This window comes from Serinicoccus chungangensis (assembly GCF_001483745.1).
GTDB classification, from domain to species: Bacteria; Actinomycetota; Actinomycetes; order Actinomycetales; family Dermatophilaceae; genus Ornithinicoccus; species Ornithinicoccus chungangensis_A.
In genome coordinates this window covers 43833-69453 of the sequence record NZ_LQBL01000031.1, presented here as the reverse complement: position 1 = coordinate 69453, position 25621 = coordinate 43833, and the positions used below count along the sequence as shown (strand labels likewise).

The following is a 25621-nucleotide window of genomic DNA, read 5'->3' as shown; positions in this document are numbered from 1 at the left end:
GCAGGCTGCGTGGACGCACAGCACATGGGTGAGGACCTGGCCGAGGTGATGTACACCGAGGAGCAGATCCAGGGCCGCCTCGCCGAGCTGGCCGAGGAGGTGTGGGCGGACTACCACGACAAGGACGTGCTCCTCGTGGGCGTGCTCAAGGGCGCGATCATGGTCATGGCCGACTTCATGCGGGCGCTGCCCGGCTCGGCGGAGATGGACTGGATGGCCGTCTCCAGCTACGGCTCGGGCACCAAGAGCAGCGGGGTGGTGCGGATCCTCAAGGACCTCGACACCGACATCACCGGGCGGCACGTGCTCATCGTCGAGGACATCATCGACTCCGGCCTCACCCTGTCGTGGATCAGCGCCAACCTGCGCTCCCGCGGCCCGGCGAGCCTGGAGATCTGCACCCTGCTCCGCAAGCCGGAGGCCGCCAAGGTGGAGATCGACACGAGGTACGTCGGGTTCGACATCCCCGACGCGTTCGTCGTGGGCTACGGCCTCGACTACGCGGAGAAGTACCGCAACCTGCGCGTCATCGGCACCCTGGCCCCGCACGTCTACAGCTGAGCGAGCAGCTCCCGGGCGCGGCCCAGCGTCGGGACGGCGTCCAGCAGCGCGGGGCCCGGCTCCGGAGGTCCGCCCGGCGCGGTCACCACCGTGATCGCCACCCGCCGCGCGCCCTCGGCGACGCGGGCCCGCACCAGCTCGGCGACCTCCTCGGCCGGGGTCCCGAGGGCCACGGTCTGGAAGACGAGCACGTCCGGCTCCCCCTCCCGGCCCGCCGCGGCCCGGGCGTCGCGCACCGCCGCCGCCGCCCGCGGCAGGTGCTCGGCCACGTCGACGACCACCCCGTCGCCGAGCTCACCGGCCAGCGCCAGGGTCCGGGGCCCCTGGGCGCCCACCAGCAGCGGCGGCACCTGCGCGGGCGGCCAGTCCAGCGCCACCTCCTCGAGGGTGACGTAGCGCCCCTGCCGCGACACCTGCTCCCCGTGCAGCAGGCACTGCAGCGCCTCGACCTGCTCGCGCAGCAGCGTCATGGGCGAGTCGACCCGGGTGCCGGTCTGCCCCATCCAGCCCTGCACCCCGTGACCGACCGCCGGGAGGAAGCGCCCGGGGAAGAGCCGCGCCAGGGTCGCGATCTCCATCGCGGTGAGCGCGACGTTGCGCAGCGGCACCGGCATGAGGGCGATGCCGACCCGCAGGCTCGAGGTCCACGCGAGGGCGGCCGCCGCGGGGGCGATCCCGCGCTCCTTGAAGCAGTCCTCCCACAGCCACAGCTCGTCCAGCCCGGCCTCCTCCGCGGCCCGGGCCACCTCCCGGAGCCGTTCGGGGGGCTGGTCCGGCGGGAAGATCAGGCCGAGGGGCGTCATACGCGTCACCGTAGCCCGGGGTCGGGCGTCCTGGGCGGACCGGCGAGGGGCGGGTGCCGCCGCACCCGGCGCGGGGTGTGGGGCGGAGCCCCCGGGTGAGGTGGAACACTGTCCATCTGCCGCGCGTTGACGGGCAGAAGAATCACTGCCGGACCACCGACCAGGAGGACCGGGGGGTCCCGTGGCTCCCCGAACGTCACTGATATGAGCACTGCCCCGACCAACAGGCCCAGCAAGCGGCCCAAGCCCAGCCCGTGGATGTGGGTCTTCCTCTTCCTCGGTCTCGGCATCCTGTGGTACTCGCTGCTGTCGCAGAGCCCCTACAGCAGGATCGACACCGCCGACGCGCTCCAGCTGATCGAGGACGGGCAGGTCGCCGAGGCGGTCGTGACGCCGGACCGCATCGACCTCACCCTGCGCGACGGGGAGACCTTCTCCAGCGACGACGTCCGGGAGACCGACCAGGTGCAGGCGTTCTACGTCGACGCCCGCGGCCCGCAGGTCATCGAGGCCCTGGACGCGAACCCGCCCACGGAGCGGTGGACCGACGACCCGGCCCGGCAGAACGTCTTCGTGTCCATCCTGGTCAACTTCCTGCCGCTGCTGCTCATCCTGGCGCTCTTCCTGTGGCTCATGACCCGGATGCAGGGCGGCGGCCGAGGCGTCATGCAGTTCGGCAAGTCCAAGGCCAAGCTCGCGACGAAGGACATGCCCAAGGTCACCTTCGCCGACGTCGCCGGCTCCGACGAGGCCGTCGAGGAGCTGCACGAGATCAAGGAGTTCCTCTCCGAGCCGCGCAAGTTCCTGGAGGTGGGCGCCAAGATCCCCAAGGGTGTGCTGCTCTACGGCCCGCCCGGGACCGGCAAGACCCTCCTCGCCCGGGCCGTCGCCGGCGAGGCCGGGGTGCCGTTCTACTCCATCTCCGGCTCGGACTTCGTCGAGATGTTCGTCGGCGTGGGTGCCTCCCGCGTCCGCGACCTCTTCGAGCAGGCCAAGGAGAACGCCCCGGCGATCATCTTCGTCGACGAGATCGACGCCGTCGGCCGCCACCGCGGCGCCGGCATGGGCGGCGGTCACGACGAGCGGGAGCAGACGCTCAACCAGCTGCTCGTCGAGATGGACGGCTTCGACGTCAAGACCAACATCATCCTCATCGCCGCCACCAACCGGCCCGACATCCTCGACCCGGCCCTGCTGCGCCCGGGCCGCTTCGACCGGCAGATCGCGGTCGAGGCGCCCGACATGCTGGGCCGCCTGCACATCCTGCAGGTGCACGGCAAGGGCAAGCCGCTGGCCGACGTGGACCTCATGGCGATCGCGCGGCGCACGCCGGGCTTCTCCGGCGCCGACCTGGCCAACGTGCTCAACGAGGCCGCCCTGCTCACCGCCCGCAAGAACGAGCAGGTCATCACCGACGCCGACCTCGACGAGGCGATCGACCGCGTCATGGCCGGCCCGCAGAAGCGGACCCGGGTCATGAGCGCGAAGGAGAAGAAGATCACCGCCTACCACGAGGGCGGCCACGCCCTCGTCGCCGCGGCGATGAACCACACCGATCCGGTGAGCAAGGTGACGATCCTGCCCCGTGGCCGGGCACTCGGCTACACGATGGTGCTGCCCGCCGACGACAAGTACTCCACCACCCGCAACGAGCTGCTGGACCAGCTCGCCTACGCCCTCGGCGGCCGGGTGGCCGAGGAGCTGGTCTTCCACGACCCGACCACCGGCGCCGCCAACGACATCGAGAAGGCCACCGGCCTCGCCCGCAAGATGGTCACGCAGTTCGGGATGTCCGAGCGGGTCGGGGCGGTCAAGCTCGGGTCGGCCGGGGGCGAGGTGTTCCTCGGGCGCGACATGGGCCACGAGCGCGACTACTCCGAGAACCTCGCCGGCGTCGTCGACCAGGAGGTGCGCCGGCTCATCGAGGCCGCGCACGACGAGGCCTGGCACGCGCTCAACGACAACCGCGACATCCTCGACGCCCTCGTGCTGGAGCTGCTGGAGAAGGAGACGCTGAACGCCGACGCGATCGCCGAGGTCTTCACCGACGTCCGCAAGCGCCCGGTGCGCCCGGTCTGGCTCTCCTCCGACGCCCGCACGATCCACGAGGCGGGCCCGGTGCTCACCGACGCGGAGCGGCGGGCCATGGCCAACGGCCACCACCCGCTGACCGAGGTCGGGGAGGAGAACCCCCCGGCCGAGGTGGTCCAGGTGCCCGAGGGTGGCCATGTCGACCCCGGCCACGCCTGAGGCGGGGGCGGGCGAGCCGCCCGCGACCCGACCGGTCGACCACGCCCGGATCGAGGCCGCGGTGCGCGAGATCCTGCTCGCGGTCGGCGAGGACCCGGACCGGGACGGGCTGCAGGGCACCCCGGCCCGGGTGGCCCGCTCCTACGCCGAGATCTTCGGCGGGCTCCAGCAGGACGCCCGGGAGGTCCTCGGCACCACCTTCGACGTCGACCACGACGAGATGATCCTCGTCAAGGACATCGAGCTCTACAGCGTCTGCGAGCACCACCTCGTGCCCTTCCACGGCTCGGCGCACGTCGCCTACATCCCCGGGCGCGACGGGCGGGTCGTCGGCCTGTCCAAGCTGGCCCGGCTGGTCGACGTCTACGCCCGTCGGCCCCAGGTCCAGGAGCGGCTGACCACCCAGGTCGCCGACGCCCTGGTCGAGCACCTCGCGCCTCGCGGCGTCCTCGTCGTCGTCGAGGCCGAGCACCTGTGCATGTCCATGCGGGGGGTGCGGCGCCCCGGGGCCCGCACCGTGACGTCCACCGTCCGCGGCCAGCTGCGCAACCAGGCCACCCGCGCCGAGGCGATGAGCCTCATCACCGGGCGCTGAGGTCCCCGTGAGCCAACGGCACACCTCGATCATGGGCGTCGTCAACGTCACCCCCGACTCCTTCAGCGACGGGGGCCGCTTCGTCGACCCCGAGGCCGCGGTCGCCCGCGGGCGTGAGCTCGTCGCCGCCGGCGCCGAGCTCGTCGATGTGGGGGGCGAGTCGACGCGACCCGGCAGCAGCCGTCCGTCGGAGGCCGAGGAACGCGACCGCGTCCTGCCGGTCGTCTCCGCGCTCGCGCAGCAGGGGTATGCCGTGTCCATCGACACCATGCGCGCGTCCGTCGCGCAGGCGGCCCTGGAGGCGGGCGCGGTCCTCGTCAACGACGTGTCCGGCGGGCTGGGCGACCCCGAGATGGGGCCGATGGTGGCGCAGACCGGCGCCCGCTACGTCGTCATGCACTGGCGGGGGCTGCTGAGCGACCCCACCGCCACCCACCACTACGACGACGTCGTCGGCGAGGTCTGCGCCGAGCTCGGCGACCGGGTGGACGCGCTGGTCGGGCTGGGCGTGCGCGAGGAGCAGCTGGTGCTGGACCCGGGCCTGGGCTTCTCCAAGGACGCCGGCCACAACTGGACGCTGCTGGCCGGGCTGGACCGGGTCGTCGCCCTCGGGCTGCCGGTGCTCGTCGGGGCCTCGCGCAAGCGCTTCCTCGGCCGGCTGCCCGCGCGCCCCGGTGCGCCGGTGCCCGACGAGCCCACCGCGCCCCAGGAGCGCGACGTCGCGACGGCCGCCACGAGCCTGCTTGCCGCACAGGCGGGCGCCTGGGCGGTGCGGGTGCACGAGGTGGGTCCGACCCGCGACGCGCTCGCGGTGTGGGAGCTGACGCAGGGGGCTGCCGGTGCGAGGTGACCTGATCCGCCTCACCGGGGTCCGCGCCCGCGGGCACCACGGGGTCTTCGAGCACGAGCGGCGCGACGGGCAGGACTTCGTCGTCGACGTCACCCTGGAGGTCGACCTCGCCGCCGCGGGTGCGAGCGACGACCTGGCCCGGACGGTGGACTACGGCGCGGTGGCCGCCCAGGTCGTCGCCGTGGTCGAGGGGGAGCCGCGCGACCTCGTCGAGACCGTCGCCGAGGAGATCGCCGCCCGCGTGCTGGTCCACCCCCTCGTCGAGGCGGTGGAGGTCACCGTGCACAAGCCGCAGGCCCCGGTGGGCGTGCCCTTCGACGACGTCGCCGTCGTGGTGCGCCGCCGCACGGACGTGCCCGTGGTCGTCGCGCTGGGGGCCAACCTCCCCGGTCCGGACGGGTCGGAGCCGGCGGCGACCGTGGCCCGGGCGGCGCGCCGGCTGCGTCGGCTGCGCGGTCTGCACCGGGTCCGGGTGTCCCGCTCCTTCCGGACGGCGCCGGTGGGTGGTGCGGCCGTCGCCGGTCAGCCGGACTACGTCAACGCCGTCGCGGTGGCCCGCACCAGCCTCGCCCCCGCCTCGCTGCTCGCGGTCCTGCACCGGGTGGAGGCCGACCTGGGACGCACCCGCGACGTGCGGTGGGAGGCCCGCGCCCTGGACCTCGACCTCGTCCAGTACGGCGATCCCGCTGCCGGCGCCGACGTGCGCAGCGACGACCCGGACCTGACGCTGCCGCACCCGCGCGCCCGGGAGCGCGCCTTCGTCCTCGTCCCCTGGGACGACGTCGACCCCACGGCCACCCTGCGCGTCGGTGACCGGGCAGTGGCGGTGCGCGACCTCATACCCGACCTGGCCGGGCAGGCCGTCACACCGGTCGAGGAGGCGGGGTGAGCTCGCGGGACGGGGTGCGGGTCGGCACCGGCGTCATCCTCGCCGTGCTCTCGGCGATGGCGAGCTGGCTGCTGCTACAGGTGGTGCGCTCGCTCGGTGGCGGCTACCCGGCGATCTCCTGGATCGGGCTGGTCCCGCTGGTCGCCGTGGCGCTGCTCGTGCTGGTGATGTGCTGGCAGATCCGCCGCTACCTCCTCGGGCGCGGCAGCGTGCGACCCTCCCCGCAGCGCGGCCGGGGCACCCTCGTGGGCGCGCAGGCCGCCGCGCTGGGCGGCGCCGCGCTCGTGGGGTGGTACGCCGCGAACGCCCTGGTCCACCTGCCCAACGCCGACGTCCCCAGCGAGCGCGTGCAGCTGGTGTGGGGGCTCGTGCACGCGGCGGTGGCGCTGGGGCTGTCCGGCGCGGGCTACCTCGGCCAGGCGTGGTGCCGGATCCCGCCCACCGAGCACGACGACGACGATGACGACGGCGTGGGCGACGGCGACCTCGCCTACGGCTGACCCTGCCCACGTGCCCACGTGCCCACGTGCCCACGTGCCCACCTGCCGTTCTGGACATAGATTTCTGGGGAACGGGCCCCAGAAAGCTATGTCCAGAACTACTTGTCGATGTCCCCGACGACGAAGAACATCGACCCGAGGATCGCCACCATGTCGGCGACGACCGTGCCGGGCAGCATCTCGCGGAGCACCTGCACGTTGTTGAAGGACGCCGAGCGCAGCTTGAGCCGGTGCGGGACGGTGTCGCCGCGGCTGACGAGGTAGTAGCCGTTGAAGCCGAGCGGGTTCTCCGCCGCGAACCAGTGCTCCCCGGCCGGCACCTTGAGCTTCTTCGGCAGCCGGGTGCTCACCGGTCCCTCGCCCAGCTCGCGCAGCCGGGCCGTGCAGGCCTCGACGAGGTCGAGACTGACCTCGATCTGCTCGGCCAGCACCTCGAGCCGGGCGAAGCAGTCGCCGGCCTCGCGGGTCACCACCCGCCCGGGACCGCCCTCGGCGAAGAGCTCGGCGTAGGCGAGGTAGGGCTCGTCGCGCCGCAGGTCCACGTCGAGCCCGGAGGCGCGGGCGATGGGGCCGGACACGCCGTACCCCAGCACCGTGTCGAGGTCGAGCACGCCGACCCCCCGCGTGCGGCCCTGCAGGATCTCGTTGCCCAGCACGAGGCCGGTGAGGTCCGGCATCCGGCCGCGGACCGTCGCGACCGCCGCGTCGACCCGGTCCAGCCAGCCCTCGGGCAGGTCGTGCAGCAGCCCCCCGACCCGGGTCGCCATAAAGTGCATCCGGCCGCCGGAGAACTCCTCCATGACAGCCTGGATCTCCTCGCGCTCGCGGAAGGAGTAGAACATCGGGGTGATGGCGCCGAGCTCGTGCGGGTAGGACCCGAGGAACATGAGGTGGTTGAGCACGCGGCCGAGCTCGCTGAGCAGGGTGCGTGCCCAGGTGGCCCGCTCGGGCACCTCCATGCCGAGCAGGTGCTCGACGGTGAGCGCCACCCCCACCTCGTTGTTGAACGCCGAGAGCCAGTCGTGGCGGTTGGCGAGCACCATGATCTGCCGGTAGTCGCGGACCTCGAAGAGCTTCTCCGCGCCACGGTGCATGTAGCCGACGACCGGCTCGGCGGCCGTGATGCGCTCGCCGTCGGCGGTGATCCGCAGCCGCAGCACACCGTGGGTCGCCGGGTGCTGCGGCCCGATGTTGAGCACCATCTCGGTGGTGGAGAGCCCGCCCACGCCGGCGGCGCCCAGGGTCACGTCCACGTCTCGGCTGCTCACACCCTCACCCTATGCCCGGGTCCGCGGCGTCGCCGGGCTCTGGTGGGACCGGCACGAGCAGCCACCAGAAGTCGCCCAGGGCCCCGCCGGTGAGCGTGGTCAGGGCGGCGCGCCGGGCGAGCCCCGCGAGGTATGCCGGTGGGTCGCTCCGGGAGAGCGCGTGCGGCACCGGCGGTCCGGGGTCGCCGAGGAGCTCGCCCAGGAGGTCGCGCTGGCGGACCAGCCGCGGCGGGCCTCCCGGCCGTCCCGCACCGGGCGGCGGCGTGCCCGGAGCGTGTCCGGCGTGGGGGTCAGGGAGCGAGGCGAGCAGGGCGTCGACGGCGACGTGGGCCGTCAGGTCGCAGCTGCCGTCGGGCACCGGGGCGACCTCGCGCCCGCCGCGGAAGCCGGTGAGGGTGCCGTCCTGTGGCCGGTCGTCGGCCGTGTGGCCGTAGTCGACCACCACCAGCAGGCCGCTGCGGACCCGGCCGACCAGGTCGGCCAGCGCGGCCTCCCGCGGCCGACCCACCTCACCGCGCCGGCACCACTCACCTGCAGGAGGTGTTCCTCTGCCGCGATGCATCACCCCGGAGGGAGGATTGCTGCGTACGAGTGCGGCCGTCGCCTCGCCGTCGTCGTCAGCGCCGTGGTCGTCGAGCCAGCGGCGCACCCAGGCGAGGTCGTCGCCGCGCAGGACCGGACCGAGGTGCTCGGTGCCGTCCGGGGCGACGGTGAGGGAGCGCCATACCCCGGTCTCGTCGCGGGCCACGAGGGGGCACGGGACGACGTCGAGCCACTCGTGCGCGAGCACCAGCGTCGCCCCGAGGTCCCGCAGCCCGTCGGGCAGGGCCGCACCGCCGGGGGAGACCAGCCACGCGTCGACGTCGAGCCCCGCGGGTCGGGCGACGACGTCGACCCCGGTCAGGTGCAGCGACGGGTCCAGCCGCCGGACCTGCGTCAGCAGCTCGCCGCGGCCGCACCCGAGGTCGACGACGCGCCGGCAGCGGTGCCGGTGCGCGAGGGCGACGACCGCCGCGGCCAGCAGCTCCCCACCCCCGGGGATGCCCTGGGCCGAGGTCGCGAAGTGCGCGGACGGGGCGCTGGCGCGGTAGAAGCCGCCGGGGCCGTAGAGCGCCTCCTGCCACGCCGGCTCCCAGACCGTGGTCCCGTGGGGAGGTGCCGGGAGGCTCATGGCACTAGGGTGCCGCATCGTGGACCTTCTCGACATCGCCCGGATCCTGGGCGGCCTCGTCCTGCTCGTCGTGGGCGGGGAGCTCTTGGTGCGAGGGGCCTCCAACCTCGCCACCCGCCTTGGTCTCAGCCCCCTGGTGGTCGGCCTGACCGTGGTGTCCGTCGCGACCTCCGCCCCGGAGTTCGCGGTCACCGTCGGGGCGGTCCTCGACGGGCAGCCCGAGCTCGCGGTCGGCAATGTCGTCGGCTCCAACATCGCCAACATCCTGCTCATCCTCGGGATCGCGGCACTCGTGCTGCCGCTCACGGTGCGCGAGCAGCTGGTGAAGATCGACGTGCCCGTCATGGTGGGACTGTCGGTGGCGCTGCTGCTCGTCGCGCTCGACGGGGTGATCACGACCGTCGAGGGGCTCATCCTGCTGGTCGTCATGGTCGCCCACACCGTCCTCACCGTGGTGGTCAGCCGGAGGAAGCAGCGCCGGGAGCTGCGCAAGCGTCGGGCCCCCGCGTCCCGCGAGGGGGAGCCGATGGGGGTCCTGCCGGCTCTCGGTCTCGTCGTCGCCGGGGTGGCGCTGCTCGTGCTCGGTGCCAACCTCCTGGTGGCGGGTGCGGTGAACATCGCCGAGGCGCTCGGCGTCAGCGGTCTCGTCGTCGGGCTGACCGTGGTCGCCGTGGGCACCTCGCTGCCCGAGCTCGCGGCCTCCGTCATCGCCGCGGTCCGCGGCGAGCGCGACCTCGCGGTCGGCAATGTCGTCGGCAGCTGCATCGCCAACATCGGTCTGGTGCTCGGGGTGCCGGCGATCATCTCCTCCGGCGGGCTGCCGGTGCCCTTCCCGGCGATCGCCCTCGACATCCCGCTCATGGTCGCCGCCTCGGTGGCGCTCGCGCCGGTGGTCTTCACCGGCTTCACGGTCGCGCGGTGGGAGGGCGGTCTCTTCGTGCTGCTCTACCTCGCCTACACCGCTTTTGTCGTGCTCAATGCGACCCGGCACGAGGCGCTCCAGGGCTTCGAGATCGTCATGGTGATCTTCGTGCTGCCGCTCGTCGGGCTCACCCTGCTCGTCACCGCCACCTTCGAGGCCGGGGTGCTGGCCGAGCGCCGTCGCGTGCGGCAGAAGGTGGCCGACGGGGAGCCCGTGCCGTGATGTCGTTTTCCTGCTAGACCCGCCGGGCCGGGTGTCGCACCATGGAGGGGTGCCCACCCCTCACCTCCACCTCGACCACGACCGCTGCGCCGCGGTCGTGCGCAGCAAGGACCCCCGGTTCGACGGCTGGTTCGTCACCGGGGTGCTGAGCACGAGGATCTACTGCCGCCCCAGCTGTCCGGCCATCACGCCGAAGGTGCGCAACATGCGCTTCTACCCCAGTGCCGCCGCCGCCCAGGGGGCCGGCTTCCGGGCCTGCAAGCGCTGCCTCCCGGACGCGACGCCGGGGTCCCCGCAGTGGCACGTCCGGGGTGATGTCGTGGCCCGGGCGGTGCGGCTCGTCGCCGACGGGGTGGTGGACCGGGAGGGGGTGTCCGGCCTGGCGGCCAGGCTGGGGTACTCCGTGCGCCAGCTCGAGCGGCTCGTGCAGGCCGAGCTGGGCGCGGGGCCGCTCGCCCTCGCGCGGGCGCAACGTGCCCAGGCCGCGCGGCTGCTCCTCGAGGGGACGACGCTGCCGATGGTCGACGTCGCCCACGCCGCCGGCTTCTCCAGCACCCGCTCCTTCAACGCCACCGTGCGCGAGGTGTATGCCGCCGCGCCCTCCGAGCTGCGCGCCGCCGGGCGGCGTCGTCCGGCCGGAGGACCGTCCGGCGGGTGGGCCGGGGGCGACCGGGCGAGCGGTCCCGCCCCGGTGGGCATCACCCTGCGGCTGCCGTTCCGGCCGCCGCTGCACGTGCCCAGCCTCTTCGGCCACCTCGTGGCGACCTCCGTCCGGGGCCCGGAGGCGTGGTCCGACGGGGCCCTGACCCGCGCGGTGCGGCTGCCGGGTGGACCCGCCCTCATCGTGCTGCGCCCCGGTGGCGAGGGCGATCGGCACGTGGGCGTCACCCTGCGGCTCAGCGATGTCGCCGACCTGGCCGCCGCGATCGGGCGCTGCCGGCGGCTCCTGGACCTCGACGCGGACCCGGTCGCGGTCGACGAGCACCTCGCGGCCGATCCGAGACTGGCCCCGCTCGTGCACGCGCACCCCGGTGTCCGGCTCCCCGGGACAGTGGACGCCGACGAGCTCGCGCTGCGCGTGGTCCTGAGCCAGCAGGTCTCCACCGCCGCGGCCGGCACCCACACGGCGCGTCTCGTCCGGGCGCTGGGGGAGCCGTTGCCGGAGCCGATGACCGGGTCCGTGACCCACCTCTTCCCCACGCCGAAGGCCGTCGCGGAGGCGTCCGCCGCCCAGCTGCCCGCCATGCCGGCCTCCCGCCAGCGCACCCTGCGGACGGTCGCCCGAGCGCTCGCCGAGGGGGACCTGCGGCTGGGGCCGGGGGCCGACCGGCAGGACGCCCGGGAGGCGCTGCTGGCGCTGCCCGGCGTCGGCCCGTGGACGGCCGAGATGGTCCTGCTGCGCGGCCTGGGTGACCCCGACGCCTTCCCGGCCACCGACCTCGGCGTCAAGGTCACCGCGGCCGCGGCCGGGGTCCCGGCCGGCGCGGGGCTGCTCCGGCACGCCGAGGCCTGGCGCCCCTGGCGCAGCTACGCCGCCGCCGTCCTGTGGGCGGCCTCCGGCCACGCCGCCGCGACCCTGCCCGCCGCGGCCGCCACGGCCGCCACGGCCGCCACGGCCGCCACGCCCGCCACCCCCGCGCCGTCGTCCCGCCGGGGCGACGGCATACCCACGGCCCCCAAGGAGACCTCATGACCGTCCACCTCACCACCGACTCCCCGGTCGGACCCCTCCGCCTGCGCAGCGACGGCGAGCACCTCACCGGGGTGTTCTTCACCGAGCACCGGCACGCGCCCGACGACCTGGGCGAGCCGGTCGACGCCGCCCTGGCGCCCCCGGTGCTGCGGGAGACCGCCCGGCAGCTCGAGGAGTACTTCGCGGGCGACCGCACCGACTTCGACCTGCCGACGGACGCACCGGGCACCGACTTCCAGCAGCGGGTCTGGGCCCGGCTGCGGGCCATCCCCTACGGCCGGACCTGGTCCTACGGCGAGCTCGCCCGCGCCCTGGGGAGCCCCGGTGCCTCCCGCGCCGTCGGGCTCGCCAACGGCCGCAACCCGTTGTCCATCGTCGTGCCGTGCCACCGGGTCGTCGGGGCGGACGGCTCGATCACCGGCTACGGCGGCGGGGTGGAGCGCAAGCAGGTCCTCCTGGACCTGGAACGGTCGCGGACCGCGCCCACGCTGCCCGTCTGACCCGCTACCGGTGACCGGGTCGGGGCCCGACGCGGTGCCGGGGGCGCGCCCGTCGCCGACTACCCTGGGAGGGTGAGCGAGCAGACCCGACCGAGCGTGCCCGAGACCGACCTGCCCGAGCAGATCGCGGTCCGCCAGGGCAAGCGTCAGGCCATGCTCGACGCCGGCGTCGACCCCTACCCCGTCGAGGTGCCGGTCACGCACACCCTCGCCCAGGTCCGCGAGGGCTGGGCGCACCTGGAGACCGGTGAGGAGACCGACGACGTGGTCGGTGTCGCCGGCCGGGTGATGTTCGTCCGCAACACCGGCAAGCTCTGCTTCGCCTCGCTGCAGTCCGGTGACGGCACCCGGCTGCAGGCCATGCTCTCCCTCGCCGAGGTCGGCCAGGACGCCCTGGACCGGTGGAAGGCGTGGGTGGACCTGGGAGACCACGTCTTCGTGGAGGGCCGCGTCATCAGCTCGCGCCGGGGGGAGCTGTCGGTCATGGCCACCTCCTGGCGCATGGCGTCCAAGGCCCTGCGGCCGCTGCCGGTGCTGCACAAGGAGCTCTCCGAGGAGCAGCGCGTGCGCCAGCGGTACGTCGACCTGCTGGTGCGCGAGGACGCGCGCCAGATGGTCCTGAAGCGGGCGGCCATGACCCGGGCGGTCCGCCGGGTGCTCGAGGGTGACGGCTACGTCGAGGTCGAGACCCCGGTCCTGCAGGCCCTGCACGGGGGTGCCAACGCCCGGCCGTTCAACACCCACCTCAACGCCTTCGACCTGCCGATGACCCTGCGCATCGCGCTGGAGCTGCACCTCAAGCGGGCCGTCGTCGGCGGGGTGGAGCGGGTCTACGAGATCGGGCGCATCTTCCGCAACGAGGGCATCGACTCCACGCACTCGCCGGAGTTCACCATGCTGGAGTGCTACCAGTCCTACGGCGACCAGTTCACCATGGCCGACCTCATGCGGCGGATGATCCTGGCCGCCGCGGACGAGATCGGGAGCCGGCAGGTGGAGAGCGCGGCCGGGACGATCGACCTGGATGCCGAGTGGGAGTGGCTGTCGTTCTACGAGGGCCTGTCCGCGGCGATGGGGGAGCGGGTCGACGTCGAGACGCCGGTCGACGACCTGCGGCGGCTGGCCGCGGCTCACGAGGTGCCCGTCCAGCCCGGCTGGGGTGCCGACAAGGTCGCCCTGGAGATCTTCGGCGACGTCGTGGAACCGACCCTCGTCCAGCCGACCTTCGTCTGCGACTACCCGGCGATCGCCCAGCCGCTGGCCCGACCGCACCGCGACCGTCCCGGCCTGGTCGAGGCCTGGGACCTCATCATCGGGGGGATCGAGCGGGGGACGGCCTTCTCCGAGCTGGTCGACCCCGAGATCCAGCGGGCCCGGCTCACCGAGCAGTCCCTCCTCGCGGCCGGGGGGGACGCCGACGCCATGCAGCTGGACGAGGACTTCCTGCGGGCGCTGGAGTACGCCGCACCGCCGATGGGGGGCCTCGGGATGGGGCTCGACCGGGTGCTCATGCTGCTCACCGGGAGCGGAGTGCGCGAGACCATCCTCTTCCCCTTCCTCAAGCCGGAGGCCTGATGGGCGAGATCTTGCACGAGGGGTGGATGATCCTGGCCGCGCTGCTGCCCTCGGCCGGGCTGCTCTACCTCTTCTACGTCGTCATGAAGCACATGGTCGAGGGCGACCGTCGGGAGCGGGCGGCCCAGCGGGCGGCGGACCGGGAGGCCGACCGTGCCGTGGACCCGGACGGCGGGCCCGGGCCGAGCCCGGCGACGACGGACCCCGGGCAGGGCGCCGACCCCGCCGACCGCACGTGAGGATCTTCACGTCGACCGCATTGCCAGCATTTCCCGAGAATTCCCCCACTAAATGTGCTGACTTTCGCGCAGCGAGAAAATGGCGCTAGTCTTCTCCTGCGCCGCAACCTGTAGCGGTGCATGCTCGGCACAAAGGAGAAGAAATGGCACAGCGAGTGCAGGTCATCCTCGTGGATGACCTCAGTGGTGGGGAGGCGAACCAGACGGTGGAGTTCGCCTTGGACGGGGTTCACTACGAGATCGACCTCAGCGACGAGAACGCCGCGAAGCTGCGTGAGGACTTCGCGACGTGGATCGGTCAGGCCCGTCGGGCCGGCGGTCGTCGCCAGACCCGGCGGCGCGGCACCACCGCGGCGGCCGGAGGCCGTAGCGACGAGCTCGCCAAGGTCCGTGAGTGGGGCCGGGAGAACGGCTACAAGGTGAGTTCTCGCGGCCGCGTCTCGCAGGAGCTCCAGGACGCCTACGCGGCGGCTCACTGACCTCTCGGAGGCCAGGAGAAGGGCCGGTCGTCCCCGTGCGGGGAGGCCGGCCCTTTCTCGTCGTCCACGGCGCGGGGCCCTCAGACGCGGTCCATCGTGATCTGCTCGAGATCGGCCTCTCCCGAGGCCGCGGCCTCGACCTCTGCCCACTCCCGGGGCAGGGCGACCTGGGGCCGTTCCCGTGCCCGCAGCGACCACGGGCAGATGGTGGTCTTGGCGCCATTGTTCTGGCTCCAGTCCAGAAACACCTTGTGTGAGCGCAAAGATTTGCTCATCCGTGCGGTCACGAGGTCCGGATGGTCCTCGGCGAGCTTTTCGGCGAGGGCTTTGGTGACGGCACTCACCTCGTCGGCACCACGGGTGCCCTCGAGCCCGGCATACAGCTGCATGCCCTTGGACCCGCTCGTCACCGGTCGCGGCCCCAGGCCCACGGCCTCCAGGCGCTCGCGCACGAGCAGGGCCACCCGCGAGCACTCCCGCAGGCCGGCGCCGGGCCCGGGGTCCAGGTCGACCACGAGCCGGTCCGGCGGCAGCGCGGCGCCGTCGTCGTCGACCCGCCACTGCGGGACGTGCAGCTCCAGGCTGCCGAGGTTGACGAGGTAGACCAGCACGGCCAGGTCGGTCACCAGCGGGAAGGTGAGGTGGGTGTGGCCCCGGGAGGAGCCGGGCGTCGGGAGCGTCACCCGGGGGAGCCAGTCCGGCGCCCCCGAGGGCAGGTTCTTCTCGAAGAAGTGGGCCCCGGTCACCCCCTCCGGCCACCGGATGCGGGTGACCGGCCGGTCCGCGAGCTCGGGCAGGATCTGCTCGGCGTGGGTGACGTAGTAGGTGAGCACCTCCCCCTTGGTGGTCCCGGTGGCGGGGTAGAGCACCTTGTCCAGGTTGCTCACCCGCAGCGTGCGCCCGGCCACGCTCACCTGCTGGCTGCTCACCGGGGCTCCTCGACGGGCGCGACCAGGTCGGCCGGGGCCAGGTCGGGCCGCACGCCCTGGAAGGACGGCTGGCGCAGCCGGCCGACCGTGCCGTCGGCGCCCAGCGCGGCGACGTCGACGACCACCTGCGGCCGCAGCCAGGTGGACCCGCGTGCCTCGACCGGCGGGATCGGGGCGTCGAAGGGGTAGTCCCCGGCGGGCACCCCGGCCAGGAGCCGCTGCAGCTGCTCGCCGGCGCGCCCGGCCAGCCCGCTGCCGACCCGGCCGCGGTACCGCAGGCGCAGCGACCCGTCGGCGGCGAGCTGCGGCATACCGTCGGGGCCGCGCAGCGGCAGACCGACGTGCACCGCGCCGATGCGTCCCGGGCGGTCGGTCTCGGGCCGCCACCCGCCGACGACGACCGACACCCGGTCGCGGTGCGGGAACTTCACCCAGGCGGTGCTGCGGGTCCCCGGGTGGTATGCCGCGTCCCGCCGCTTGCTCACCACCCCCTCGAGGTGCTGCTCCCGGGTGGCGGTGAGCAGCATCGCGCCGTCGTCGTAGACGGGGGAGAGCTGGACCCCCGGCACGTCCTCGACGAGCTGCTCCAGCGCCTCCCGACGCGACGACCACGGGAGCGCGGTGAGGTCGAGGCCGTCCAGGCGCAGCAGGTCGAAGACGACGTAGGTGGCGGGGCGGGCGGCGGCCAGGCGCTCCGCGGCGGCCCCCCGACCCACGTGGACCCGCTCGACGACGTGGCTGAAGGAGGGCCGGCCCTCGACGAGGCAGACGGCCTCGCCGTCCAGGAGCAGGTCCTCGGCGACCGCACCCAGCGCCGCGAGCTCGGGGAAGGCGTGCGCGATGTCGCGCCCGCCCCGGGTCAGCAGCCGCAGTCGGCCCTCGGTCACGTCGGCGAGCAGCCGGATGCCGTCCCACTTGATCTCGTGCACCCACGCCGGACCCGTCGGGGGACGGGCGGGGACCTCCCCCGGGGTGGCGAGCATGGGGCGCATGGGTCCATCCTGGGGTGCGTGAGAGCGATCTGGAAGGGCGCCGTCTCGTTCGGCCTGGTCAACGTGCCCGTGCGGTTGTACTCCGCCACCGAGAACCACGACCTGAGCTTCCACCAGGTCCGCCGCAGCGACGGCAGCCGCATCCGCTACAAGCGGGTGGCGCAGGCCGACGGCGAGGAGGTGGCCTACAAGGACATCGCCAAGGCCTACGAGACCGACGACGGCAAGACGGTCGTGCTCACCGACGAGGACCTCGCCACCCTGCCCCACCGCAGCAGCAAGGAGATCTCGGTCGAGCAGTTCGTGCCGCGCGAGCAGATCGACCCGATCCTCTACGACAAGGCCTACTACCTCGAGCCCGACGCCATGGGGGCCAAGGCCTACGGGCTGCTGCGCGAGGCGCTGCGCGAGTCCGACCGCGTCGCCGTGGTCACCGTCTCGGTCCGCAGCCGGATGACGATGGCGGTGCTCCGGGTGCGCGAGGACGACGCGGCGATCGTCCTGCAGACCCTCCTGTGGCCCGACGAGATCCGCACCTCCGAGCAGCTCGACCACCTCGACGAGGTGAGCGAGCCCAAGAAGGACGAGGTCGCGATGGCGCGGATGCTCGTGGACTCGATGTCCGGCGACTTCGAGCCCGAGGGGCACGTGGACGACTTCAAGGAGGCCGTCGACGCGCTGGTGGAGAAGAAGATCAGCGGCGGAGAGGTCACCGAGAGCCCCGACGAGGAGGACGAGGCCGACAGCGGAGAGGTGGTCGACCTCCTGGCGGCGCTGCAGCGTTCGGTGGACCGGGCCAAGAAGGGCCGGGGCGAGAGCTCCGGGGGTGGCAGCGGCTCGGGGGGCACGTCCTCGGCGAAGAAGTCCTCGGCGGGCTCGTCCTCCTCCACGAAGAAGTCCTCGGCAGGCACGTCCTCGTCGACCTCGAAGAAGAAGGCCTCGGGGAGCAGGTCGTCGTCCACCTCGAAGAAGAAGTCCTCGACCAAGGACTCGGAGTCCAAGAAGGCGGGCTGAGCCGGGCTGCGGACTCAGCCGAGCCCACCGGGGCGGCATACCCCCGTCCGTCGTGACCAGACGAACCGGGGGGCAGCAGCCGGGTCGGGCCGCGCCCGTGGCGTGGCCGGGGCGTCCTGTGGACAACCTCCGCAGGGTGCTGCCGGACCGCGGCAGGCTGCGGGTGTGTCCGCCCCTGACCCCGCTGCCGTCGTCGCCCAGCTGGGCGGCTGCGCCACGACGCGTCAGCTGCGGCGGTCGGGTGCACGGGCCCGGGACCTGGCGGCCGCCGTGCGGGAGGGGCGGTTGCATCGCAGCCGGCGGGGACGGTACCGCCTCGCCTCGCTCGAGACCCACGCGGCGCAGGCGCACCGGATGAGCGCCGTCCTGTCCCACCGCTCGGCGGCCGTGCAGCACGGATGGGCCGTCAAGAACGACCCCGAGCTGCCGGAGGTGGTCGTGCCGCGCAACCGCAACGTCTGCGCGCAGGACCAACGGACGGCCGTGGTGCGGTGGCGCCGCCTGGGGCCGGGGGACGCCGCCGACGGGGTGACGGCGCCGTTGCGGACCGTCGTGGACTGCGCCCGGGACCTGCCCTTCGACGAGGCGCTCGCCGTCGCCGACTCGGCGCTTCGCTCCGGCCAGGTCCGGCGCGGCCGGCTGGCGGCGGCCGCCGCCCAGGCCCGGGGGGACGGGTCGCGTCAGCTGCGACGCGTGGCGCGGCTCGCCGACGGGCGGGCCGCCAACCCGTTCGAGTCCGTCCTGCGGGCGATCTGCCTCGAGGAGGGGCTCGACGTCGTCTGTCAGCACCAGGTGGTGGCCCACGGCCTCTGGGCGCAGGCCGACCTGGTCGACACCTCGCGCAGGCTGGTCGTGGAGGCGGACAGCCACGAGTTCCACGCGACGAGGAAGGGGTTCCGCAAGGACGTCCGCCGCTACACCGAGATGGTGGTCTTCGGCTGGACGGTGCTGCGCTTCTCCTGGGAGGACGTCATGCTGCAGCCCGAGTTCGTCCGCTGGGCGGTCCGCTCGTGGGTGCGCGCCCGGGACGGCCACCCGGTGCCCGCCCCGCCGCGCACGCCGGTCCGGTTGCGCGGAGACCCTGAGGGCCCGCGAGGAACTCGGGACACACGGCATACCCCCGTGCCGTCGGACGGGCACCACGAGCCCAGGTCCCGCACGATGAGACCGGTATGCCGTGTCGTGCCCGTCCTCGCGCACCGGGAGGGGCCCACCCGGGCCATTGCGCCGGGGGCGAACACGGAACATCGGTGGTGGATGAGGACGTTGACCCGGACCAGACGCACGTACAGTGGGTGGTAGCCCACAGTGGAGGAGAAGAGCATGTTCGAACGGTTCACCGACCGGGCTCGACGTGTGGTGGTGCTCGCGCAGGAAGAGGCGCGCATGCTCAACCACAACTACATCGGCACCGAGCACCTGCTGCTGGGCCTGATCCACGAGGGTGAGGGCGTGGCCGCCAAGGCGCTGGAGTCGCTGGACATCTCGCTGGACGCCGTGCGCCAGCAGGTGCAGGAGATCATCGGCCAGGGCCAGCAGAGCCCCACCGGCCACATCCCGTTCACGCCCCGCGCCAAGAAGGTCCTCGAGCTCTCGCTGCGCGAGGGCCTGCAGCTGGGGCACAACTACATCGGCACCGAGCACCTGCTGCTCGGCCTCATCCGCGAGGGTGAGGGTGTCGCGGCGCAGGTGCTGGTCAAGCTGGGCGCCGACCTCAACCGGGTCCGCCAGCAGGTCATCACCCTGCTCTCGGGCTACCAGGGCAAGGAGTCCGCCACGGCGGGCGTCGGCGCCGGCAGCCAGCAGGAGGGCCAGCAGTCCGGCTCCCTGGTGCTCGACCAGTTCGGCCGCAACCTCACCCAGGCGGCCCGGGAGGGCAAGCTCGACCCGGTCATCGGCCGGGAGAGCGAGATCGAGCGGGTCATGCAGGTCCTGTCCCGCCGGACCAAGAACAACCCGGTGCTCATCGGGGAGCCCGGCGTCGGCAAGACCGCCGTCGTCGAGGGCCTGGCCCAGGACATCGTCCGTGGCGACGTGCCGGAGACGCTCAAGGAGAAGCAGCTCTACACCCTCGACCTCGGCGCGCTGGTCGCGGGCTCGCGCTACCGCGGTGACTTCGAGGAGCGGCTCAAGAAGGTCCTCAAGGAGATCCGCACCCGGGGTGACATCATCCTGTTCATCGACGAGATCCACACCCTCGTCGGGGCGGGTGCCGCCGAGGGCGCCATCGACGCCGCCAGCATCCTCAAGCCGATGCTGGCCCGTGGCGAGCTGCAGACCATCGGCGCCACGACCCTGGACGAGTACCGCAAGCACATCGAGAAGGACGCCGCCCTCGAGCGCCGTTTCCAGCCCATCCAGGTCGCCGAGCCGACGCTCAAGCACGCCATCGAGATCCTCAAGGGGCTGCGCGACCGCTACGAGGCGCACCACCGGGTGACCATCACCGACGGCGCCCTCGTGGGGGCCGCCACGATGGCCGACCGCTACATCAACGACCGCTTCCTGCCGGACAAGGCGATCGACCTCATCGACGAGGCCGGTGCGCGGTTGCGCATCCGGCGGATGACCGCGCCGCCGGACCTGCGCGAGTTCGACGACAAGATCGCGCACGCCAAGCGCGAGAAGGAGTCGGCCATCGACGGCCAGGACTTCGAGAAGGCGGCCCGGCTGCGCGACGAGGAGCACAAGCTCACGCAGGCGCGCGCCGAGCGGGAGAAGGAGTGGAAGAACGGCGACATGGACGTGGTCGCCGAGGTCGACGAGGAGCTGATCGCCGAGGTCCTCGCCGCCGCCACCGGCATCCCGGTCTTCAAGCTGAGCGAGGAGGAGTCCTCCCGCCTGCTCAACATGGAGGACGAGCTGCACAAGCGGATCATCGGCATGAACGACGCCATCAAGGCGCTGTCCCAGGCCATCCGGCGCACCCGCGCAGGCCTCAAGGACCCGCGGCGTCCCGGTGGGTCGTTCATCTTCGCCGGGCCCACGGGTGTCGGCAAGACCGAGCTGGCCAAGACGCTGGCCGAGTTCCTCTTCGGTGACGAGGACAGCCTCATCACCCTGGACATGTCGGAGTACTCCGAGAAGCACACCGTCTCGCGGATGTTCGGCTCGCCCCCCGGCTACGTCGGCTACGAGGAGGGCGGCCAGCTGACCGAGAAGGTCCGGCGCAAGCCGTTCTCGGTCGTGCTCTTCGACGAGATCGAGAAGGCGCACCCGGACATCTTCAACAGCCTGCTGCAGATCCTGGAGGACGGTCGGCTGACCGACTCCCAGGGCCGGGTGGTCGACTTCAAGAACACCGTCATCATCATGACCACCAACCTGGGCACCCGGGACATCGCCAAGGGCGTCTCGCTCGGCTTCTCCGCGGGGCCGGACACCCAGAGCTCCTACGAGCGGATGAAGAACAAGGTCACGGACGAGCTCAAGCAGCACTTCCGTCCCGAGTTCCTCAACCGGGTGGACGACACCATCGTCTTCCCGCAGCTGAGCCAGGACGAGATCATCCAGATCGTGGACCTCATGGTCGCCCGCCTGGACGAGCGGCTCAAGGACAAGGACATGGCGATCGAGCTCACCTCGGCCGCCAAGGAGCTGCTCGCCAAGCGGGGCTACGACCCCGTGCTGGGTGCGCGGCCGCTGCGTCGGGCGATCCAGCGCGAGATCGAGGACCAGCTGTCCGAGAAGATCCTCTTCGGTGATCTGGGGACGGGTCAGATCGTCATCGTCGACGTGGAGGACACGGTCGGCGAGGGCAAGAACCGCGACAAGGTGTTCACCTTCCGCGGCCAGGAGAAGCCCGCGGAGGTGCCCGACACCGTGCCGCTGGAGGAACAGGCCGGCTGAGGCAGGCGCAGCACCGCCGAGGGCGGGGAGGGGCAGGTATGCCCTTCCCCGCCCTCTGGCGTGTCCGAGGCCGTCCTGGGGGGATGCCGGGGGCGGGAAGGGGTCCACGGCGCAGGAGCGGCGGGACACGCCCACCGGGGCCACTTCTCACCGCGTGAGTCACAGGCGTCACGAGGCCGCAGAGACGCCCGAGAGACGTGTGAAATGCGAGAAAAGTGCAGGTCAGCGAACTACATACGTGTGATATCCGGGGTGACCTGCGGAAATGCTGAGAGCATGTGACGAACATCACTAGTTACACGCTTGTGGTGCCCCCGAGAAATGCACTCGCCGGGTAGGGGTGGGGGTTGCACGGGCTCGCGCGGGTGGGTTTGATTGCTCCTGGCCCGCCCGCGGGTCGTCCCGAAGCACCCGTCCGGCGACCCGGACACCACGGCCTGTCCCACCACACGTACGGAACATCCATGACCCTGAGCACCCGGCGCCTGTCTCGCACCATGATCGCCGTCACCGCGGCGGCCGCCCCCGTCGTCACTCTCGCTCCGGCCGTGCAGGCCGCGCCCGCGAGCACCCCACAGCTGCCGCAGCAGCCCCTGCTGCCGAACGCACCCACCACCCCGGTGGCCCAGCCCCGGATCCTGCCGACCCCGGCGCCGACGAGCACGGTCACCATGGAGGTGAGCGCCTCCGCGGGCGTCAACGTCCGCAGCGGCCCGTCGACCTCCTACGGCGTCGTCGGCGGTTACGCCCGGGGCAAGCAGCTCACCGGGACCCTGACCTCCAACAACTGGCTGAAGATCGGGGAGAACCGCTTCGTCGCCGCCTGGAACCTCACCCGGGTCGGCTCCGAGGGCGGCGGTGGCGGCGGTGGCACCCAGGAGGTCACGCGCTGGATGGACGCCTCGATCGGCAACATCCGCTCCGGCCCGGGCCTGGGTCACCCGGTCGTCACGACGATGCGCAAGGGCACCAAGGTGCAAGGCACCTGGACCAACAACGGCTGGCTCAAGATCAGCAGCGGCAAGTTCGTCTCCGGCACCATCCTCACCAGCACCGACCCCGGCGGCGGTGGCGGCGGTGGCGGTGGCGGTGCCCAGGAGGTCACCCAGTGGATGGAGGCCTCGATCGGCAACGTCCGCTCCGGTCCGGGTCTGGGCCACTCGGTCGTCACGACGATGCGCAAGGGCACCAAGGTGCAGGGCACCTGGACCAGCAACGGCTGGCTCGAGATCAGCGGCGGCCGGTTCATCTCCGGCACCATCCTCACCGGGACCAACCCCGGTGGGGGCGGTGGCGGTGGCGAGCAGCCGGACCCCTCGCCGAGCGAGGTGACCCGCTGGGTCACCCCCTCCCTCGCCAACGTGCGTTCCGGGCCGTCCACGTCATACTCCGTCGTCGGGAGCAAGGCCCGGGGGACGAAGGTCACCGGCACACTCACGAGCAACGGCTGGCTGAAGATGGCCGGGTCGCAGTACATGGCCTCCTCGGTCCTCACCGCCAGCGACCCCGGTTCCGGCAGTACGCCGGCCCCCGCGCCCGCCCCGGCTCCGGATCCGGCGCCCACCGCCACCCGGCAGCTGATCCTCGACACCGCGGCGAAGTACCTCGGGACGCCCTACAAGTGGGGCGGCAACAGCCCGCAGGAGGGCTTCGACTGCTCCGGGTACACGAAGTACGTCTTCGCCGAGGTGGGTCTGACCCTCCCGCGCACAGCGGCGATGCAACAGGCGGCCACCACCCCGGTGAGCAACCCGCAGCCCGGTGACCTGGTCTTCCACGGCTCCCCGGCCTACCACGTGGGCATCTACGCCGGCGACGGCATGATGTACGACACCGGTCGGCCCGGCGTCCCCACGCAGTACCGCGCGATCTTCAGCGGGGTGTCCGGCTACGGGCGCGTCGACGGGGTCGGCTGAGCGGTCTCGCCGGCCCGGCGGCCGAGGGTCCGTGACGTAGCATTCGCGGTATGCCCTCGGTCGCCCCTGTGCCCTCGCCTGCCCCAGACGTCGCCTTCCGACCGGTCTTCCTCGGCACCGACCCGGGGACCTACGGCCTGGCCCGCGCGCTGCACGAGAGCTACGGCGTCGAGACGACCCTCGTCTCCCGCGGACAGACCGGCGCGATCGCGCACTCGCGCATCCTGCGGCCCGTCGAGGCGGGCCACGACACGGGCCGCGCCCAGCTCCTCGCGACGCTCCTCGCCGAGGGGCGGGCGGCCCGCGAGCGCGAGCCGGACGTGCCGTTGCTGCTGGGCTGCAACTCCGACTCGCACACCGACCTCATCGCCCAGCACGCCGAGGAGCTGGGGGAGGTCTTCGCCTTCCCGCGGATGTCGCCGCGGACCCTCGAGCAGGTCGCCGACAAGCAGCAGTTCGGCCAGCTCTGCGAGCGTCTGGGCCTGCCCACCCCACGGACCACCGTCGTGCGCTTCGGCGACGCCGACCGCCCCGGCTGGACGCCCGAGCCGGTCGACGTCACCTACCCGGTCGTCGCGAAGCCGGCCAACAGCGCGCACTTCGAGAACCTGAAGTTCCCGGGCGCGCAGAAGGTGTGGTTCCTGCAGACGCCGCAGGAGTGGGAGGACCTCGTGCAGGTCCTGGTGGCCGGCGGGGTCCGCCAGGACTTCCTGGTGCAGGAGCACATCCCCGGCGACGACACCCACCAGCTTTCGATCGTGGGGTATGTCGACCGCACCGGCCGGCTGACCGCGGTCGCGACGGCGCAGGTCCTCCTGGGCGAGCACGACCCGACGACCGTCGGCAACCCCATCGCCATGATCACCACCCCCATGCCCGAGCTCATGGACGCCGCCGAGCGCATCCTCGGGGCGGTCGACTACTGGGGCTTCGCCAACATCGACGCCAAGCGGGACCCGCGCACCGGGACGATCTACTACATGGAGGTCAACCCGCGCATGGGGCGCAACAGCTTCTACGCCACCGCGGCCGGCGCCGACCTCGCCGGGGCGCTGGTGGACGACCTCGTCCGCGGGGTGGATCGCGAGCCGGTCCGCGGCACGGACGAGGTGCTCTACAGCATCGTCAGCCCGGCCGTGCTCCCCTACTACGTCCGGGACGGCGCCCTGCGCCGTCGTGTCCTGCGCGCTGCCCGGCGCGGGATCGTGCACCCCCTGCTCTACGAGCGTGGGAACTGGCGCCGGCGCGCCTACGTCATGGCGAACCGGCTGAACCACGCCAAGAAGCTGGCCAGGTTCTACCCGCGTCCCTCGGCGACCGGGTTCTGAGGCTCAGTAGAAGGTCGCGCCGGGACGTCCGCCGGAGACCACCTTGGCCGTGACCCGGTGCCCCACCCGCTGCCAGGTGGCATACCGACGCGGTCGCAGCACGAGGTCGTAGGCGCCGACGAAGTCGGTGACCTCCTTGCTGAAGCTGCGCTTGAACTCCCCGATGCCGAAGTAGGGGTCGCTGGGGTCGTCCACCCGCGTGGAGTGCGGCGTCCCCGCCATGTCGTAGGAGGTCGCCCCCTGCTCCTGGGCCCAGCGCATCGCCTCCCACTGCAGCGCGTGACTGCCCCCGCGGACCGGGCGCTCGCGCACGCTGGCGCCGTCGCGGTAGCACGCGACGTCCCCGACGACGGTGACGAACGCACCGGCCACGTCGCGACCCTCGTGCTGGGCGAGGAAGACGCGCCCCAGCCCGGCGTCGCAGAAGGTGCGCCACATCGCCACCTGGTACTCGTGGGAGCGCGGGGCGATGCCCTGGTCCTGCACGACCTCCATCCAGAGGGTCCACATGCGCTCGTAGGTCGACTCCTCCAGCGGTGCCGCCTCCGTGACGACGCCCTGCTTGAGGCCGCGGCGGATGGTGTTGCGGGTCTTGGACGGCAGGCGCGCCATGAGCTCGTCCGGCGTGCCGGTCACGTCGACGAAGACGGTGGACTTGTTGGTCTGGATGCGCCCGGCGGGCAGCAGCCCCAGGCGCTCCAGCGCCTGCAGCGTCTCCGGCGACTCGACCAGCTCGGGCTCGATCTTGACGAGGAAGACCCCCGCATCGTGCGCGGCGGTGCGCAGGTCGGGCAGCAGCGCGGCCAGACCCTGCACGGACGCCACCCCGGGCCCCTTGGGGAGGTACCAGACCTTCCCGAAACCGGGGGCCCGTCGCTCGTGCACGGTGAGCGGGAAACCGTCGATGTCGGCATACCTCGGCGTCCACCCGGCCAGGCTCTTGACCTGGGCGAACTCCGGGGTCTGGAACATTGACGGGCGGCCCGGCGTCTCCAGCAGGCGCGCGCGCCACTGCTCGGCCGACTCATAGGTGTCCCAGCGCAGCGTCATGCCAGGCATCGTATCGACGGCGTCCC

General features: G+C 72.8%; 23 protein-coding genes. 17 read left to right on the top strand and 6 right to left on the bottom strand.

Annotated elements, in window-relative coordinates:
• Positions 1–9 precede the first annotated feature (9 nt).
• The gene (hpt, locus tag AVL62_RS13125) at positions 10–561 is read left to right on the top strand and encodes a hypoxanthine phosphoribosyltransferase (protein ID WP_058892107.1); all 552 of its coding nucleotides are present in this window, start codon (positions 10–12) and stop codon (positions 559–561) included.
• On the opposite strand, the gene AVL62_RS13120 is transcribed toward hpt, so the two are convergent.
• Positions 552–1364 (bottom strand): LLM class flavin-dependent oxidoreductase, encoded by an 813-nt coding sequence (locus AVL62_RS13120; protein WP_058892106.1) that lies wholly within the window; start codon positions 1362–1364, stop codon positions 552–554. The genes hpt and AVL62_RS13120 overlap by 10 nt on opposite strands.
• 204 nt (positions 1365–1568) lie before the next feature.
• Here AVL62_RS13120 and ftsH point away from each other — a divergent pair, with 204 nt between their 5' ends.
• The 5 genes from ftsH to AVL62_RS13095 are packed head-to-tail and all read left to right on the top strand — an operon-like array spanning position 1569 to position 6448.
• The gene (gene ftsH, locus AVL62_RS13115; protein ID WP_419177491.1) at positions 1569–3614 is read left to right on the top strand and encodes an ATP-dependent zinc metalloprotease FtsH; all 2046 of its coding nucleotides are present in this window, start codon (positions 1569–1571) and stop codon (positions 3612–3614) included.
• Positions 3592–4209 (top strand): GTP cyclohydrolase I FolE, encoded by a 618-nt coding sequence (gene folE, locus AVL62_RS13110; protein WP_058892304.1) that lies wholly within the window; start codon positions 3592–3594, stop codon positions 4207–4209. The genes ftsH and folE overlap by 23 nt, the downstream gene beginning before the upstream one ends.
• Before the next feature lie 7 nt (positions 4210–4216).
• Positions 4217–5059 carry a dihydropteroate synthase gene (folP, locus tag AVL62_RS13105; protein ID WP_235585702.1) on the top strand — a complete coding sequence of 281 codons (843 nt, stop codon included), beginning with the start codon at positions 4217–4219 and terminating at the stop codon, positions 5057–5059.
• Entirely contained in the window at positions 5049–5948 is a 900-nt protein-coding gene (gene folB / locus AVL62_RS13100) for a dihydroneopterin aldolase (protein ID WP_058892104.1), read from the top strand. The genes folP and folB overlap by 11 nt, the downstream gene beginning before the upstream one ends.
• Positions 5945–6448 carry a DUF3180 domain-containing protein gene (locus AVL62_RS13095; RefSeq protein WP_058892103.1) on the top strand — a complete coding sequence of 168 codons (504 nt, stop codon included), beginning with the start codon at positions 5945–5947 and terminating at the stop codon, positions 6446–6448. Before folB ends, AVL62_RS13095 begins: the two co-directional genes overlap by 4 nt.
• A gap of 98 nt (positions 6449–6546) precedes the next feature.
• Here AVL62_RS13095 and AVL62_RS13090 read toward each other — a convergent pair whose 3' ends face one another.
• Positions 6547–7716 carry an NADH-quinone oxidoreductase subunit D gene (locus tag AVL62_RS13090; RefSeq protein WP_058892102.1) on the bottom strand — a complete coding sequence of 390 codons (1170 nt, stop codon included), beginning with the start codon at positions 7714–7716 and terminating at the stop codon, positions 6547–6549.
• A 4-nt stretch (positions 7717–7720) separates the two neighbouring features.
• On the bottom strand, positions 7721–8887 hold the full coding sequence (locus tag AVL62_RS13085; protein WP_058892101.1) for an SAM-dependent methyltransferase: 1167 nt from the start codon (positions 8885–8887) through the stop codon (positions 7721–7723).
• Between the two features lie 19 nt (positions 8888–8906).
• Here AVL62_RS13085 and AVL62_RS13080 point away from each other — a divergent pair, with 19 nt between their 5' ends.
• The 6 genes from AVL62_RS13080 (at position 8907) to AVL62_RS13055 (ending at position 14517) form a co-directional block, all read left to right on the top strand.
• The gene (locus tag AVL62_RS13080; protein WP_058892100.1) at positions 8907–10031 is read left to right on the top strand and encodes a calcium/sodium antiporter; all 1125 of its coding nucleotides are present in this window, start codon (positions 8907–8909) and stop codon (positions 10029–10031) included.
• A 49-nt stretch (positions 10032–10080) separates the two neighbouring features.
• A complete protein-coding gene (locus tag AVL62_RS13075) occupies positions 10081–11724 on the top strand; it encodes a DNA-3-methyladenine glycosylase 2 family protein (RefSeq protein ID WP_058892099.1) in 1644 nt (547 codons plus the stop codon).
• A complete protein-coding gene (locus tag AVL62_RS13070; RefSeq protein WP_058892098.1) occupies positions 11721–12224 on the top strand; it encodes a methylated-DNA--[protein]-cysteine S-methyltransferase in 504 nt (167 codons plus the stop codon). The genes AVL62_RS13075 and AVL62_RS13070 overlap by 4 nt, the downstream gene beginning before the upstream one ends.
• Before the next feature lie 72 nt (positions 12225–12296).
• Positions 12297–13799: a lysine--tRNA ligase gene (lysS, locus tag AVL62_RS13065; protein WP_058892097.1), complete on the top strand. Its 1503-nt coding sequence runs from the start codon at positions 12297–12299 to the stop codon at positions 13797–13799.
• Positions 13799–14038, top strand: a complete 240-nt coding sequence (locus AVL62_RS17560) for a hypothetical protein (RefSeq protein ID WP_058892096.1) — start codon at positions 13799–13801, stop codon at positions 14036–14038. Before lysS ends, AVL62_RS17560 begins: the two co-directional genes overlap by 1 nt.
• Before the next feature lie 143 nt (positions 14039–14181).
• A complete protein-coding gene (locus tag AVL62_RS13055) occupies positions 14182–14517 on the top strand; it encodes a histone-like nucleoid-structuring protein Lsr2 (RefSeq protein WP_058892095.1) in 336 nt (111 codons plus the stop codon).
• A gap of 80 nt (positions 14518–14597) precedes the next feature.
• On the opposite strand, the gene ligD (AVL62_RS13050) is transcribed toward AVL62_RS13055, so the two are convergent.
• Both ligD (AVL62_RS13050) and ligD (AVL62_RS13045) read right to left on the bottom strand, forming a co-directional pair.
• Positions 14598–15446 carry a non-homologous end-joining DNA ligase gene (ligD, locus tag AVL62_RS13050; RefSeq protein ID WP_058892094.1) on the bottom strand — a complete coding sequence of 283 codons (849 nt, stop codon included), beginning with the start codon at positions 15444–15446 and terminating at the stop codon, positions 14598–14600.
• Positions 15443–16438 (bottom strand): non-homologous end-joining DNA ligase, encoded by a 996-nt coding sequence (ligD, locus tag AVL62_RS13045; RefSeq protein WP_058892093.1) that lies wholly within the window; start codon positions 16436–16438, stop codon positions 15443–15445. Before ligD (AVL62_RS13045) ends, ligD (AVL62_RS13050) begins: the two co-directional genes overlap by 4 nt.
• A gap of 18 nt (positions 16439–16456) precedes the next feature.
• Between ligD (AVL62_RS13045) and AVL62_RS13040 the strand changes: the two genes are divergently transcribed.
• From AVL62_RS13040 to AVL62_RS13020, 5 genes are all read left to right on the top strand, one after another.
• Positions 16457–17452 (top strand): Ku protein, encoded by a 996-nt coding sequence (locus tag AVL62_RS13040; protein WP_058892092.1) that lies wholly within the window; start codon positions 16457–16459, stop codon positions 17450–17452.
• Between the two features lie 165 nt (positions 17453–17617).
• A complete protein-coding gene (locus AVL62_RS13035) occupies positions 17618–18754 on the top strand; it encodes a type IV toxin-antitoxin system AbiEi family antitoxin domain-containing protein (RefSeq protein WP_083518948.1) in 1137 nt (378 codons plus the stop codon).
• A 21-nt stretch (positions 18755–18775) separates the two neighbouring features.
• Positions 18776–21301: an ATP-dependent Clp protease ATP-binding subunit gene (locus tag AVL62_RS13030; RefSeq protein WP_058892091.1), complete on the top strand. Its 2526-nt coding sequence runs from the start codon at positions 18776–18778 to the stop codon at positions 21299–21301.
• A gap of 464 nt (positions 21302–21765) precedes the next feature.
• Positions 21766–23217: an SH3 domain-containing protein gene (locus tag AVL62_RS18135; RefSeq protein WP_058892090.1), complete on the top strand. Its 1452-nt coding sequence runs from the start codon at positions 21766–21768 to the stop codon at positions 23215–23217.
• 50 nt (positions 23218–23267) lie between these two features.
• On the top strand, positions 23268–24545 hold the full coding sequence (locus AVL62_RS13020; protein WP_153011795.1) for a hypothetical protein: 1278 nt from the start codon (positions 23268–23270) through the stop codon (positions 24543–24545).
• A 3-nt stretch (positions 24546–24548) separates the two neighbouring features.
• On the opposite strand, the gene AVL62_RS13015 is transcribed toward AVL62_RS13020, so the two are convergent.
• Entirely contained in the window at positions 24549–25595 is a 1047-nt protein-coding gene (locus tag AVL62_RS13015) for a lipid II:glycine glycyltransferase FemX (protein ID WP_058892088.1), read from the bottom strand.
• Positions 25596–25621 lie beyond the last annotated feature (26 nt).